This window comes from Actinomyces gaoshouyii, from assembly GCF_002076915.1.
Classification (GTDB): Bacteria; Actinomycetota; Actinomycetes; order Actinomycetales; family Actinomycetaceae; genus Actinomyces; species Actinomyces gaoshouyii.
On record NZ_CP020468.1, the window covers coordinates 2,262,991 to 2,277,326 of the forward strand.

A 14,336-nucleotide genomic window follows, 5' to 3' on the forward strand; every position below is an offset into this window, starting at 1 on the left:
GACGGGGTCACTCGACGCGGCGGCGGCCCTCGAAAGCGCGGCCGAGCGTGACCTCGTCGGCGTACTCCAGGTCGGATCCCACCGGCAGGCCCGAGGCGAGTCGGGAGACGGGCACGGACATGGTGCGCAGCATCCGGGTCAGGTAGGCGGCGGTGGCCTCCCCGACGACGTCGGGATCCGTGGCCAGGATGACCTCCTCGACCTCCCCGGAGCCCAGGCGGGCGAAGAGCTCGCGCACGCGCAGGTCATCCGGGCCCACCCCGCTGATAGGGTCGATGGCGCCGCCGAGCACGTGGTAGAGGCCCCGGTACTCTCGGGTGCGCTCGATGGCGACGACGTCCTTGGGCTCCTCGACGACGCAGATGACGCGGCCGTCGCGGCGAGGGTCACGGCAGATCGCGCACTGCTCGGATTCGGCGATGTTGCCGCAGGTGGCACAGAAGCGCACGCGCGCCTTGACGGCTCGCAGGGCGTCGATGAGCCGCTCGACCGAGGCCGAGTCGGCGGCCAGGATGTGGAAGGCCATGCGCTGGGCGGATTTGGGGCCGATGCCGGGCAGATCGCCGAACTCGTCGATGAGATCCTGGACGGCGCCTTCATAGACAGCGGGCACGCCTCAGCGTCCTTCCTGAGTGACAGTGACCTCTTCCAGGACGGTGGCGCCCAGAAGCCGCTTGACGACCTCGAGGCCGACGACGCCGGACTCCTCGGCGTCCTCATCATCCTCACTGGGGGTGTCGTCCTCCGGGGACACGGCCGGCGAACCGGCGCCCCCGGCGGCGCCCGGCGTGCCGGTGCCCGCCTGTCCGGACCGGTTCCGGCCGGGCGGGGCCTGGCCGCGGGCGGCGGCGCGCGCAGCGGCAACAGCAGCGGAGACGCCGGGGGCGGGCGTCCAGGTGTCCGTGTCCTCGGGGGCAACGCCCTCGCCGTCGTCCGCGGGCTCGTCGGGGATGGGCACGCCGTCGGAGAAGGAGGAGGGGCCCTCCCAGCTGACCGCCGGGTGCGGGGCGGGAGCGGCCGGGGCCGAGGCAGATGCGGCGCTCGGCGACGGCGCGGCGGCCGACGGGGAGGCAGCGGTGGGGTGCGGGATCTCGGGCAGGGCGTGGAGGCGGTGGACGGTGGCCAGCGGGGCGTCGTCCTCAGGGGAGGGGGAGTCCGGGGCCGGGACGGCGGCGGGCTCCACGGGGGCCTCGGGCGAAGGGGTGTCCCAGGCGCGGCCCGCGGGGGCGGCAGAGGGCGATTCCGCCTGCGGCGCGGCGGCCGGGGGCTCCGGCTCGGCCTTGGCGGCCGCGAGCGCGCCACCGGGGATGGCGACCTCGCCCCACCCGTCGTCACCGACGGCGCGGGCGGTCGGAGGCGACGGCGGGACGGGCGCGGACGGCGCCTCGGGGGCGCTGGGCTCCCCCGATGACGGCGCGCGGTCGCTCGGGATGCTCGGCGCTCCGCCCCAGACGGGAGCGCCGGATTCGGGGTTGGGGCCCTGCGGGGGCTCGGGGGCCTCGTCCATCGGGGGCTCCGGCCCGAAGGGGGCGGGCTCGTCCCAGGCGGTGGGGGTGGTCTGGTGGCTGGGGCGCCCAGCCGGGGCGGCGGGGGCGCTCTGGGCGCCGCGCGGACTCCGCGGCGCCGGGGCCGGCTGGCGCGGCGGGCCACCGGGACCTCGACCGGACCCACCGCCCTGCCCGGCCGGGCCTCCCGGGCCCGCCCCGTCACCACCGGTGACGACGGCGCTCACCTGGAGCTCGAGGCCGAGGGCCTGGTGGATGGCAGTGGCGAGGATGGGTCCGTGCCCACCGTTGTCGAAGGCACCGACGAGACCAGGCGCGGTGAACAGGAGCGTGAGAGTGCCGCCGCTGATGGGCCCTGGCTGGGCGTTGGGGCCGACGAGCGCCCACGTGGCGCGGCGCGAGCGCTTCGCTGCGTCGAGCACCTCCTCCCAGCGCGCGCGCAGCATCTCGGCATCGGCGGCACCGGCGCCGGCTGGCGCGGCGGGCCGGGATGGGGCGGAGGGCGCCGACGGCGCTCCGGGCCGGGCCGCCTCGCCCCAGCCATCGATGGGGCTCGATGACTCCACCGGGGCGGAGGGCGTGCCCGGCGCCTCGGGGGTGGAGGGCGCCATGGGCGCGCTCGCTGCCATAGGGGCGGCAGAAGCCGCGGAGGCGGGTGCGGCTGGCGCTCCCGCGCCCATGCCGGGCGAGGCCGGGGCGTCCCAGTCAACGGCGACCGGCCGGGCGGGCTCCGGCTCATGGGGGGCAGCGGGCCGTGCGGCGCTCTGGGCAGGCGCGACCGGGGCAGCCGGTGCACTCGGCGCGGCAGGTGCGGAGGGCGCCGATGGCCCCTGGGCCCCTGAGGCCGCGCGCTGCGCGATCTGGGCGGCCATCTCCCGGCCGGAGCCGGCTTGGGGGGCCTGCGCCTCCCCGCCGGGTGCGCGGCCCGACTGGCCCGCGCCGCCCGTCTGCCCTTGCTGCCCAGGCGTTCCAGCCCTGCCCGTCGGCGGCGTCGGGCCCCCTGCCGTCCCAGCGCGCTGGGAGGGGACGAGGAGGCGCGCCATGAGGAGCTCGAGCTGGAGCCTCGGGGAGGTGGCCCCGACCATCTGGCCGAGGGCCTGGGCGGTGAGGTCGGCCGCGCGGGAGAGCCCGGCGGCGCCGACGGTGCGGGCCTGAACCTCCATGCGCGCCAGCTGGTCCGCGGGCAGGGAGCCCAGCGCAGGCCCTGCCTCGGAGCCTGCCAGGGCGATGACGAGTAGGTCGCGCAGCCGCTGGAGGAGGTCCTCGACGAATCGGCGGGGGTCGTGCCCGGAGGCGACCACCCGGTCCACGACGCGGAAGACTCCTGCGCCGTCGGCACCGGCGATGGCGTCCACGCAGCTGTCCAGGAGGGTGACGTCCGTGTACCCCAGGAGGGCGACGGCGCGCTCGTAGTCGACGGCGCCGCCGATGGCGCCGCCGATGAGCTGGTCCATGACGGACAGGGTGTCGCGCACGGAGCCGCCTCCGGCGCGCACGACGAGCGGGTAGACGCCCGGGCCGACGCGCACGCCCTCGGCGTCGCACAGGTGCGCGAGGTAGACCTCCAGGATGTCCGGGGGGACGAGCCGGAAGGGGTAGTGGTGGGTGCGCGAGCGGATGGTGCCGATGACCTTCTCCGGCTCGGTGGTGGCGAAGATGAACTTCACGTGCGCCGGGGGCTCCTCGACGAGCTTGAGTAGGGCGTTGAAGCCCTGGGGGGTGACCATGTGGGCCTCGTCGAGGATGAAGATCTTGTAGCGGTCCCGGGCCGGGGCGAAGGCGGCGCGCTCGCGCAGATCGCGGGCGTCGTCGACGCCGTTGTGGGACGCGGCGTCGATCTCGACGACGTCGAGGCTGCCGGGGCCGCCGGTGGCCAGGTCGCGGCAGGAGGAGCAGGCCCCGCAGGGGGTGTCGGTGGGGGCCTGCTCGCAGTTGAGGCAGCGGGCGAGGATTCGGGCGGATGTGGTCTTGCCGCAACCGCGCGGGCCGGAGAAGAGGTAGGCATGGGTCACGCGGTCGCCGCGCAGGGCCGCCATAAGGGGGGCGGTCACGTGGTCCTGCCCGATGACGTCCTGGAAGGCATCCGGGCGGTAGCGGCGGTAGAGCGCGGTGGTCACCCTCCGACTCTAAACGGGAGGGATGACGCCGCGCGAGGCGAATGGGGCGAGCGGGGGCAGCGCCATCCGCACCGACCGGTGCCGTCTGCACCCATAGGTGCCATCCGCGCCCACAGGCGCGGGCAGGACGCACCATGTCGGCGCGCACGTCACCACTCAGCGCGCAGTGCCGGCCATCGCGCCTTCGCCCGGCACGTGAGGACCCCCCGTGCACCCGCCAGAGCCCGCTTACCCTTGCTACCTTCCGGTCCTGGGGGATTCACTGGATGACGCCGCACGAGGGGCCGGGCAACACCATACCCGACGTCGCCCCGCCCCGTCGCCCTCGGCGCCCCGGCCGCCCTCTCAGAGCGTCGCGTCGGATTGCCGCGGCGGGACGAAGGCGGGCTCGACCGCGGGCCGCCTCCCCGGCGCTCACAGGGCCGGCGCCCTCAGGTGCTCGCCAGACCCGCTGCCGGCGGAGTCCGCCTCCGAGCCCTCACCGATGCGCGTGACCGATCCCACCGGCGCCGGGACCAGGTCGAGTGGCGCCGATCCGGAGGGGTCGGTATATTCGCTCTCCGTTGCACGTGGCCGCTGGCCGCGTGGAGCGCCTGGAGGATTCGCCTAGTGGCCTATGGCGCACGCTTGGAAAGCGTGTTGGGTGCAAGCCCTCGGGGGTTCGAATCCCCCATCCTCCGCCAAAGGACCGGCGCCGCGACGAGTCGACGGCCCCGTCGCGGGGGGTTTGTCGATTCTGCTGCCGTGCTCAGGGGCCGGCCGATCGACGCCGACGACGATTGCTGGAATCACACGGATCGCATGAGCCTCCTCCGCGAGGTCGAGCCCGCACGGCAGCAGAATTGACACCTCGATCCCGTCGATTCGTGCAATGCCGCCGCTCCTCCTCATCCCTGGGTCGATGGTCGACTTGGCTGTTGACAGCCCCTATCTACCCTGCTCCTTGTCGAGGAGGCGGAGCATGTACTCGGCCACGCTGCATGCCTCGCGCACGACCAGCCAGGTGAGTTCCTTCGAGACTCCGGTCGGAAGCGTCCTCCCATGCCCCGTTCCCTGAAGATTCCGGAGCGCGCTCACATTCCGAGCGATATCCCACGACGACTGATGGATCTGACGTATCTCCTTGTAACCTGCGAGGTTTGTATCGACGTTTTTCGGAAGAACACCTAGGCGCTCTTGCGCAACATGCCACAGTTGATTGAACGGCGCGCCTTTTCGCACACCCATACCCAGCTCTTCAAGAACGAACTTCGCCACCGACTCGAGAAGATCCTTCGCCGTCCCGATCGCGAGCGCTGGGTCATCAGAACTTCTGCGCAGGCGTTCAAGGGCCTCATCGAGAGCTTCCCTTCCCCCGGTAGCGAGATCGATATCACCCACGACCCTCAACTCGCCCTGAGGGCTCAGAGTCCAGCCATCGCGATGGAGGGCGTCGCGCAGTCGAGCAGCACCCTGAGTCAGTTCACCGTCAGGTGACACGATTAAAGCACGATGGCGGAGAAGCGACAGGATTTTCTCCAGGAGGTCACGCGAGGCGCCTCGACGAGCGGCCGCCTGGAATCCTTCAGGAAGGAGTCGACGTCATCCTTCGTCACCCTGTGCTTGGGGCCGTAGAACTTGCGCTGCACCGCGCACATGCCGCTGCCATCCCGGCGCCGGGCCACGAGGTCAATCCCACGGTCCGGGCGCCCGCGCCGCCCGCGCGCGCTCCAGGTCAGAGAGGGCCCATGATCGATTCTTGGCCACGGCGGGGCACGTCACCTGGTACCGAGGGGCTTCCTCCCGCCGGTCTCCCCTCACCTGAGGGTCGCACGACGTCCCTTCTGTCCTCCGCCAGTGGGGAGGGCACGCCCGGGACTGCACCCGCACCGACTCCTCGTTGTGAACGCGTTGAAGCCCGTCATCGGCGCCGTCTCGGATGCGTATAGGGCCCGTGAGTGCGCGTTCGAGGCCCGGCACCCGCGCCCCCCCGGCAGGCCATCCCCATGATCCGCCCTTCCCGCCCCCGCATGAGCGTGCCGAATCGGCCCGGACGCTCTCACAGGGACTGCACAACGCCGGCCAATGGAGGCCTTACGCTCGCCGGTCAGGCTTCCTGCCATGACCAGCACGCATAGCACCGCCATCACGCCCGGCTCCGAGGACGCCGCTGGCGCCACCGTCCCGGGGGCCGCCGCCCACGCAAGCCCCTCCTCCGCCTCCAAGCGCCGCCACAGCCGCCGCCGCTTCCTGCTCGGCGGCGCCGCCGTCCTCGGCGTCAGCGCCGCCGGGGGCTCGGCCTGGGCGCTGGATCGCTTCATCATCGACCACGTCGAGGTCACGGACGCCTCCGCCTATGAGGCCGCGAACTCCATCGTCACCAATGCGGCCCAGGCCACCGCGAGCGCGGAGCAGATCACCCTGACCGACACCTCCTACGCCTCCCCCACCACCTCGATCCAGATCGGTACCACGGCCACTGGATCCGGCTCGGACACGCTCACCTACTACACGGCGGACATCACCGTCTCAGACGCCACCGCCGTTCGCAGCGCCTTCGCCTCCAACCGGTTCGGCCTCAACATCACCGCCAAGCCCAGCGATATCGCCTCGGCCAACAACGCCATCTTCGCCATCAACGGCGACTACTACGGCTTCCGCGAGACCGGCATTCTCATCCGCAACGGCACGGTCTACCGCGACTCCCCCGCCCGCGAGGGCATCGCCTTCTACACCGACGGCCACGTGGAGATCTACGACGAGACCGCCACCAACGCCCAGGCCCTCGCCTCCGCCGGGGTCTGGAACACCCTGTCCTTCGGACCGGCGCTCGTGCGCGATGGCCGGGTCGTCTCCGGCATCGAGTCCGTTGAGGTGGACACGAATGTCGGCAACCACTCCATCCAGGGGTTGCAGCCCCGCACCGCACTGGGATGCATCGACACGAACCACTACATGCTCGTCGTCATCGATGGCCGCTCGAAGGGCCACTCGCGCGGCGCCACCATGACCGAGCTCGCGCGGATCATGGCTGATCTGGGCTGCCAGTCGGCCTACAACCTCGACGGCGGCGGCTCATCCGCCATGTACTTCAACGGCTCGATCATCAACCGGCCCTCCAACGGCGGCGAGCGGGCCACGTCCGACATCCTCTACATCGCGCAGGGGGCCTGAGATGAGCAGCACGCGAACCCTCACCGCGCCGGGGCCGATCACGGGCGCCGCGAGCGCCGCCACCGATAAGTGGGCAATGCCGCCGACGCCTGGTCGGCGCTCGCCCCGGGCGGATTCCCAGGAGCCGGTCGGGGAGGCGACGGCGGTGCTCCTGGCCGTGCTCATCCCCGCCTACCGCCCCGATGCGCGCCTGGCCGAGCTCACCGCGGACCTGCGCCGGGAGCTGCCGGGATGCACCGTGCTCGTCGTCGATGACGGCTCGGGACCCGAGTACTCGCCCGTCTTCGAGGCCGCCCGCCACCAGGGCGCCATCGTCATCGGCTACGAGGGCAACCGGGGCAAGGGGCACGCGCTGCGCACCGGACTGGCCCATGCCGCGCGGCTGCGGCCCGGGGCCGACGTGGTCTGCGCCGACGCCGATGGGCAGCACAGGCCCGCCGATATCGCTGCCGTTGCGACCCGGGTGCGCCGGACGCGGCGCATGGCGCTCGGCGTGCGCCGTTTCACCGGCTCGGTACCGCTGCGCAGCCGGATCGGGAACACGGCGACCGCCCTGCTGTTCCGGGGTGCTACCGGCTGGGCGCTCGGCGACACCCAGACCGGGCTGCGCGGCTACCCCGCCGGGGCGTTCAACTGGCTGCAGTCGGTGCCCGGGGACCGCTACGAGTACGAGCTCAGCGCCCTGCTGCGCGCCCGGGAGCTCGGGATGACCGTGGAGGAGGTGGAGATCACCACCGTCTACGAGCCCGGCAATCCGTCCAGCCACTTCCGGCCCATCGCCGACTCGGCCCGCATCTACACCCCGCTGCTGCGGTTCATCGCCGCCTCCATGAGCTGCTTCGCCATCGACTGGGCAGCCGTCATGGCGCTCTTCGCGATGACTGGGAACCTGCTGGTGGCGACCGTTGGGGCGCGCCTGGTGTCCGGGAGCGCGAACTTCTTCATAAACCGGCGGGTCTTCCGGGCGGCGCCGGGCACTGTGCACCGCACGGCCGCCCGCTACCTCCTGCTCGCGGTGACGCTGCTGGTCGGCAGCTACTTGGCGCTGCGGATCCTCACGGGGTTCGGGATCCCACTGGGCGTCGCCAAGATCCTGGGCGACGGCGCCGTGTACGTCGCCTCCTACCTCGCCCAGCGCAGGCTCGTCTTCCGCGACTCCGCGTGAGGATCCGGCCGGCGTCGGGAGGGGATCGGTGTCCGGGGCGCGCGGAGCGGGGCGGGGCGCACGGGTGCCAGGGGAATGCCGGGCGGGAAGCACCGAGCCCCGGTCCGGCCGTTCAGGGCGGCAGGACCGGGGCTCGGCCCGCACCGATGACCAATCAGAGATCGTCAGGGTCGGCCATCGGGTCGGTGCGCGCCTTCAGGGGGCGCGGCTCATGTCACGGCGCGCGTGCCGTTGATTCCTACAGGGACCAGGACCCAGGGAGATCAGGGCTCAGGGATCAGGGACGAGATCCTGGGATAGGAATCGGGCTGCGCGGGTACTCGAGGAACGAGCGGAGGTGTGCGATTGACTCGGCGGATCCCCCATGTGATCCAACTCGCCATCACCTTCCTGTGTACACCATCCTTTCGCTTCTCTGTGCTCGTGACATCGTGCGGGGTTCGGGGTGCCCCGCGACGACTCAAAGACTATGCGGCGCTCCGCGGCTCTGCAAGTTCCCTACCAATCGTTACATCCTGAGAAGAAGGTCCTCAGAGTTTAGGCCTCCGACCTGGGGATTCACCCTCCTGCACGGTCGCTTCCACGTCGCAACGACACTGAAAAGTTGCCGGAGAGGGCATTTCAGACCTCCAAACGAGATCGGTCCTTAAGAGCACCGAGACCGTTGTTTCCCCGGCGATACCGGGACTTGCTGCCCCTGAGACACTCCGTTTCCCGCCCGAGATCAGGCGTGTCCCGCCTGAGATCGCCGTAGCCGCGCCGCGATCGCGCCTTGCCATCGCCGAGACATACGGGAAGCTCCCCGCCGGGGTCGGCGCTGTCTCCGGCGCCGCCCACTCGGCCCCGGGGCCCGCGCCTCAGGCCGGCCGGTAGGTGAACCGATCCCAGCCGAGGGCCTCGATGGCCTCGGCCATGCGCTCGCACCGGGCGTCCCAGCCGGGAGCGACGACGTCGAAGGCCCCGCTCGTCCCCCTCCCGCGCGCCTGCTGGAGGGCGTAGACCCGCGCCCCGGCATCGTGGACGCGGCGGGCGACCTCGACGGCGTCGTCGGCGGTGACGTCCCCCGGCACCACGGTGGTGCGCACCTCGAGGCCCGGCCCCCCGACGGCGCGGGAAGCCACGAGCGCGGCCAGGCAGGACCAGGCCTTCTCCCCCGCACCGGGGCGGCCGACGACGGCCTCGTAGTGCTCGGGCAGGGCTTTGATATCCAGGCCCACCCAGTCGATGAGGCCGGAGGCCACGAGGTCGGCCAGCCGCCTCGGGTAGGCGCCGGCCGTGTGCAGCCCGACGGCAAAGCCCATCGAGCGCACCTCGGCCGCGGCGCCGGCGAGGGCGTCCTGGCGCAGGGCCTCCCCGCCGGTGAAGACGACGCCGTCGAGCAGACCGCGCCGCCGCTCCAGCAGCTCTCGAACCTCCTCCCAGGCCACCGCGCCCGGGGCGCGGGCGGGGATGAGCGCCCGGTTGTGGCAGTAGAAGCAGTTCCAGGGGCAGCCCTGGCAGAACACCGTGGCCACGAGGCGGTCGGGCCAGTCGACGGTGCTCATGGGCACCAGCCCCGCGATCACCAGGGAATCAGCGGGACCGGCGAGCCGGGCTCTCGACCCGTCCGCCTCAAGCATCAAGCCCGAGCTCCGCGACGATCTCATCGAGGCGGCGGGTCTTCAACTCGCCACCCCCGTCTCCGCCGTGGGCCCTCACGCGCTCACGGCGGTCAGTCGGGAGGCGACGGGGCCGTGCTCGGCGGCGGCACCCTCGGTGAACATCCGGCGCTCGGCGTACTCGCCCTTCTTGCCGATGTTGAAGGAGCGCACGGGCCGGAAGTAACCCATGACGCGGGTCCAGACCTCGCACTCGGTGGGCTCGGCGTCGGGGTGGAGAGCGGAGCACTTCTCGCAGGTGGCCTGCTCGCCGGGCAGGTAGCCGTGGACCGGGCAGATGGAGAAGGTGGGAGTGATGGTGATGTAGGGGGTGCGGAACGCCGTGAGCGAGCGGCGCACGAGCTCCTTGCAGGCGGCGGCCGAGGAGATGCGCTCGTTCATGTACAGGTGCAGAACGGTGCCGCCGGTGTACTTGGTCTGCAGCTCCTCCTGCATCTCCTGAGCGGCGAAGGGGTCGTCCGTGTAACCCACCGGCAGCTGCGAGGAGTTCGTGTAGTAGGGATTGGCGGGAGTGCCGGCCTGGAGGATGTCCGGGAAGCGGCGCAGATCCTCCTTGGCGAAGCGGTAGGTGGTGCCCTCGGCGGGGGTGGCCTCGAGGTTGTAGAGGTGTCCGGTGGCCTCCTGGAACTCCACCATCGCGGCGCGCACGTGGTTGAGGATGCGCACGCACATGGCGTGGCCGCGCGGGTCGGTGAGGTTGTACTCATCCGCCGTGAAGTTGCGGACCATCTCGTTCATGCCGTTGACGCCGATGGTGGAGAAGTGGTTGTCGAGAGTGCCCAGCCAGCGCTTGGTGAAGGGGAAGAGGCCGGTGTCGATGTGGTGCTGGATGACGGTGCGCTTGAGCTCGAGGGTGTCGCGCCCCAACTCCATGAGGTGGTCGAGGGCCGCGGTGAGGGAGGCTTCGTCACCGCGGTGGAGATAGCCCAGCCGCGCCATGTTGATGGTGACGACGCCGACGCTTCCGGTCTGCTCGGCGGACCCGAACAGGCCGTTGCCGCGCTTGAGGAGCTCGCGCAGGTCGAGCTGGAGGCGGCAGCACATGGAGCGGATCATGCCGGGGTCGAGCTCGGAGTTGATGAAGTTCTGGAAGTAGGGCAGGCCGTACTTCGCGGTCATGGTGAACAGCCGCTCGGCGTTCTCCGATTCCCAGTCGAAGTCCTTGGTGATGTTGTAGGTGGGGATGGGGAAGGTGAAGACGCGGCCGTCGGCGTCGCCGTCGGTCATCACCTCCATGAAGGCGCGGTTGATCATGCCCATCTCCTCGGCGAGGTCGCCGTAGGTGAAGTCGCAGAGCTCATCGCCGACGAGGGGGTGCTCCTCGGCGAGGTCGGCGGGGCAGGTCCAGTCGAAGGTGAGATTGGTGAAGGGCGTCTGGGTGCCCCAGCGCGAGGGGACGTTGAGGTTGAAGATGAGCTCCTGCATCCCCTGCCGGACCTCCTCGTAGGTCATGGAATCGAGGCGGACGAAGGGGGCCATGTAGGTGTCGAAGGAGGAGAAGGCCTGGGCGCCGGCCCACTCGTTCTGCAAGGTGCCCAGGAAGTTGACGATCTGCCCGACGGCGGAGGAGAAGTGCTTGGGAGGGTTGCAGGCGATCTTGCCGGGGATGCCGTTGAAACCCTGCTGGAGGAGGGACTTGAGCGACCAGCCGGCGCAGTACCCGGCGAACATGTCGAGGTCGTGGATGTGCAGGTCGCCCTCGCGGTGGGCCCGGCCGGCCTCGCGGGAGTAGATCTGGCTCAGCCAGTAGTTGGCGATGATCTTGCCGGAGGTGTTGAGGATCATCCCGCCCAGCGAGTAGCCCTGGTTGGCGTTGGCGTTGACGCGCCAGTCGGAGCGGTCGAGGTACTCGGTGATGGTGGCGACGGCGTCGACGACAGGGCGCTCCCCTCCGGCCACAGCGGAGTCAGCGGCGCCTTGGGCCACGAGCTCGGGGCGGGCCGCGGGGGAGAAGCCGACGGGCTCGGCGGGGCGGGCGGACTGGTTCTCGGGCTGTGCGGGCACTGCTCTCTCCCTCTGTGCTGTCTGCGATGACGCTCGCGGGCCCCACTGGGGTGCCGCGCGGCCGACGACGCGACCGACCTTACCCCCGAATCACACTCATGCAACACACTATGTGGGCATGTTGACTCCATCAACCACAATATCTTGTGGTCTCATACGGTTGCGAAGCAGTAACTCTCACACCGATAACCATCGACTTTTCGGCGGGACGACGGTGAAACCCAGCAGCGGGGAGGGGCGGTCGGCCGACCGATGCTAGGCGAGCGGATTGAGGCGCGCGTCACACATCCGGCGACCGGGCGGCGCGTCGACCTCGCCACTTCGGGGATCAGGCGGCACCCGCACCGCGCGCCATCGCCAGGGCGGCGGCCGCGGCCTCGCGGCCCTTGTCCTCCACGGATCCCTCCAGGCCGGCCCGATCGAGCGCCTGCTGCTCGTCGTCGCAGGTGAGCAGGCCGAAGCCCACGGGGACGCCGGTGTCGAGCATGACGCGCATGAGGCCGGCCGTGGCGCCATCGCAGACGTAGTCGAAGTGCGGGGTGCCGCCGCGGATGACGACGCCGAGGGCGACGACGGCGTCGTGGTCCGCCGCGGCCCGCTGCGCGCCCAGAGGAAGCTCGAAGCTGCCGGGGACGCGAATGATATCGGGCGTGATGCCGGCCTCGGCGGCAAGGCGCGTGGCGCCACCGATGAGGCCGTTCATGACGGCGTCATGCCACTGGGCGGCGACGATGGCCAGGCGCAGGGGACGGCCGGCGAGACCGGGGGTGATGGCAGTGGTCGGTGCTCCGGATCCGGACATGGCTCCTCCTTCAGGACAGGTGGGTGAGGGCGTGGTTCATGCGATCGCGCTTGGTGCGCAGGTAGGCGAGGTTCTGCGGTCGCGCGGGGATCTCCAGGGGCTCGGCGCCCACGACATCGATCCCAGCGCGCCGCATGGCCTCGACCTTGAGAGGATTGTTGGTGAGCAGGCGGATGCGGCGCAGCCCGAGCTCGGCCAGGATGTCCGCGGCGTCACGCCATTCGCGGGCCTCACCGGGCAGGCCGAGGAGCTCATTGGCCTCGACCGTGTCCGCGCCCTGGGATTGGAGGTGGTAGGCGCGCAGCTTGTTGACCAGACCGATCCCACGCCCCTCATGACCCCGCAGGTAGATGACGGCGCCTCCCTCGGCCTGGACGCGCGCCATGGCGGCGTCGAGCTGCTGGCCGCAATCGCAGCGGTGGGAGGCGAAGACGTCACCGGTCAGGCACTCGGAGTGCAGGCGCACGAGGGGCACCGGGGCGGGGCGGGCGCCGGGGGCCGCGAGGCTCAGGTGCTCGGCCGGGGCTCCGGCGATCTCGGCAGGACCGCTGGCGCCCGACTCGGAAGCGCCGATCGCGTCTGCGCGGCTCCAGGCGATGGCCTCGAAGACACCGCGGTCGGTGGGCAGCTCGACAGCCTCGCTGCGCTGGAAGGCGGACAGGCCGCGCAGGCAGGCGGCGAGGCGATCGATGCCGAGCATGGTCAGGCCGTGCTCGGCGCTGAAGGCGCGCAGGGCTTCGACGCGCATGAGGGCGCCGGCGTCGTCAACGATCTCACCGATGGCGGCCACGGGCTCGAGGCCGGCCAGGCGGCACAGGTCCACAGCGGCCTCGGTGTGCCCGGGGCGCTCGAGGACGCCGCCGGCGCGGGCGATGAGGGGAAGCACGTGGCCGGGCCGGTGCAGGCTCGTGGCGGTGGAACCGGGGTCGGCCAGCGTGCGGATGGTCAGGGCGCGGTCGGCAGCGCTGATGCCCGTGGTCACGCCGCTGGCGGCATCGCAGCTGACCGTGTAAGCGGTGCCGCGGGGATCCTGGTTGTCGGGGACCATGAGGTCCAGGCCGAGGCTCCGCGCGCGCTGGCGGGTCATGGGGGAGCAGATGTAGCCGGAGGTGTGGCGCACGAGGAAGCCGAGGGTCTGCGCGGTGAGCAGGCCCCCTGCGGCAATGAGGTCGCCCTCGTTCTCACGGTCGGCGTCGTCGGTGACGATGACGGGGCGGCCGGCGGCGAGCTGCTCGACAGCGCGGACGACGTCGTCGAACCCGGCGGGGATCGCGGAGGCGCTCATGCGGTCTCCCCCGTCTGCGCGGAGTGGGCGGCCCCGACGTCGGCGAGGCGCGCGACGTACTTGGCCACGACATCGGTCTCCAGGTTGACGAGGGCTCCCACCCGCGCCTCACCGAGGGTGGTGGTGGCCAGGGTGGCGGGGATGAGGCCGATCTCGAACCAGGGCTCGCGCTCGTCGGCGGGGCTCACGCCGGTGACGGTGAGGGAGACGCCGTCGACGGCGATGGAGCCCTTGGCGGCGACCTGACCCGCCAGGGGAGCGGGGAGGCAAACGCGCATGAGCATCCACCCGCCCTGGTCCGTGATGGCCAGGACTGCGCCAACGGCGTCGACGTGACCTTGGACGATGTGACCGTCGAGGCGGCCGCCCGCGGGCACGCAGCGCTCCAGGTTGACGCGGCTGCCGGCGCCGAGGGAGCCGAGCGTGGTGCGCTGAAGGGTCTCGCCCATGAGGTCGGCGGCGAAGGCGCCGGGGGCGGGCACGGCGGTCAGGCAGACCCCGTTGACGGCGAGCGAGCCGCCGTCGGGGAGGTCGGCGATGAGCTCGCCCGCATCGATGATGAGCCGGGTGACGCCGGGGCGATTAGTGGGCGCGAGGTCGAGCACGGTACCCGTGCCGGCGATGATGCCTGTGAACATGGGGGTCCT

At 71.5% G+C, this 14,336-nt stretch carries 11 protein-coding genes, 1 tRNA gene and 1 other RNA gene; 3 read left to right on the top strand and 10 right to left on the bottom strand.

The annotated features are described in order from the left end of the window. Window positions 1–7: 7 nt before the first annotated feature. The 3 genes from recR to ffs form a co-directional block, all read right to left on the bottom strand. Window positions 8–613 (bottom strand): recombination mediator RecR, encoded by a 606-nt coding sequence (gene recR / locus B6G06_RS09590; protein WP_080462246.1) that lies wholly within the window; start codon window positions 611–613, stop codon window positions 8–10. 3 nt (window positions 614–616) lie between these two features. Further along, complete coding sequence (locus tag B6G06_RS09595) at window positions 617–3,622, bottom strand: DNA polymerase III subunit gamma and tau (RefSeq protein ID WP_081172028.1); 3,006 nt, start codon at window positions 3,620–3,622, stop codon at window positions 617–619. 194 nt (window positions 3,623–3,816) lie between these two features. Beyond that, window positions 3,817–3,911: signal recognition particle sRNA small type (ffs, locus tag B6G06_RS09600), an RNA gene on the bottom strand. 306 nt (window positions 3,912–4,217) lie between these two features. Between ffs and B6G06_RS09605 the strand changes: the two genes are divergently transcribed. Beyond that, window positions 4,218–4,305: transfer RNA gene (locus tag B6G06_RS09605), tRNA-Ser, on the top strand. A gap of 244 nt (window positions 4,306–4,549) precedes the next feature. Here B6G06_RS09605 and B6G06_RS09610 read toward each other — a convergent pair. Together B6G06_RS09610 and B6G06_RS10750 are read right to left on the bottom strand one after the other, a co-directional pair. Further along, window positions 4,550–5,002 (bottom strand): abortive infection family protein, encoded by a 453-nt coding sequence (locus B6G06_RS09610; protein ID WP_125898932.1) that lies wholly within the window; start codon window positions 5,000–5,002, stop codon window positions 4,550–4,552. A 101-nt stretch (window positions 5,003–5,103) separates the two neighbouring features. Further along, window positions 5,104–5,358, bottom strand: a complete 255-nt coding sequence (locus B6G06_RS10750; RefSeq protein WP_081172030.1) for a restriction endonuclease — start codon at window positions 5,356–5,358, stop codon at window positions 5,104–5,106. Window positions 5,359–5,722: 364 nt separating this feature from the next. Here B6G06_RS10750 and B6G06_RS09620 point away from each other — a divergent pair, with 364 nt between their 5' ends. Further along, window positions 5,723–6,775 (top strand): phosphodiester glycosidase family protein, encoded by a 1,053-nt coding sequence (locus B6G06_RS09620; protein ID WP_081172031.1) that lies wholly within the window; start codon window positions 5,723–5,725, stop codon window positions 6,773–6,775. A 1-nt stretch (window position 6,776) separates the two neighbouring features. Next, window positions 6,777–7,940, top strand: coding sequence for a bifunctional glycosyltransferase family 2/GtrA family protein (locus B6G06_RS09625; protein ID WP_081172032.1), 1,164 nt, complete (start codon window positions 6,777–6,779; stop codon window positions 7,938–7,940). Between the two features lie 857 nt (window positions 7,941–8,797). Here the strand turns inward: B6G06_RS09625 and B6G06_RS09630 are convergent. From B6G06_RS09630 to B6G06_RS09650, 5 genes are all read right to left on the bottom strand, one after another. After that, entirely contained in the window at window positions 8,798–9,559 is a 762-nt protein-coding gene (locus B6G06_RS09630) for an anaerobic ribonucleoside-triphosphate reductase activating protein (protein WP_081172033.1), read from the bottom strand. Between the two features lie 75 nt (window positions 9,560–9,634). Next, window positions 9,635–11,602: a ribonucleoside triphosphate reductase gene (locus B6G06_RS09635; RefSeq protein ID WP_081172034.1), complete on the bottom strand. Its 1,968-nt coding sequence runs from the start codon at window positions 11,600–11,602 to the stop codon at window positions 9,635–9,637. A 328-nt stretch (window positions 11,603–11,930) separates the two neighbouring features. Further along, window positions 11,931–12,404 carry a 6,7-dimethyl-8-ribityllumazine synthase gene (ribH, locus tag B6G06_RS09640; protein WP_080462253.1) on the bottom strand — a complete coding sequence of 158 codons (474 nt, stop codon included), beginning with the start codon at window positions 12,402–12,404 and terminating at the stop codon, window positions 11,931–11,933. A 10-nt stretch (window positions 12,405–12,414) separates the two neighbouring features. After that, window positions 12,415–13,689 carry a 3,4-dihydroxy-2-butanone-4-phosphate synthase gene (gene ribB / locus B6G06_RS09645; RefSeq protein WP_081172035.1) on the bottom strand — a complete coding sequence of 425 codons (1,275 nt, stop codon included), beginning with the start codon at window positions 13,687–13,689 and terminating at the stop codon, window positions 12,415–12,417. Continuing rightward, window positions 13,686–14,327, bottom strand: a complete 642-nt coding sequence (locus tag B6G06_RS09650) for a riboflavin synthase (protein WP_081172037.1) — start codon at window positions 14,325–14,327, stop codon at window positions 13,686–13,688. The genes ribB and B6G06_RS09650 overlap by 4 nt, the downstream gene beginning before the upstream one ends. Between the last annotated feature and the right edge of the window lie 9 nt (window positions 14,328–14,336).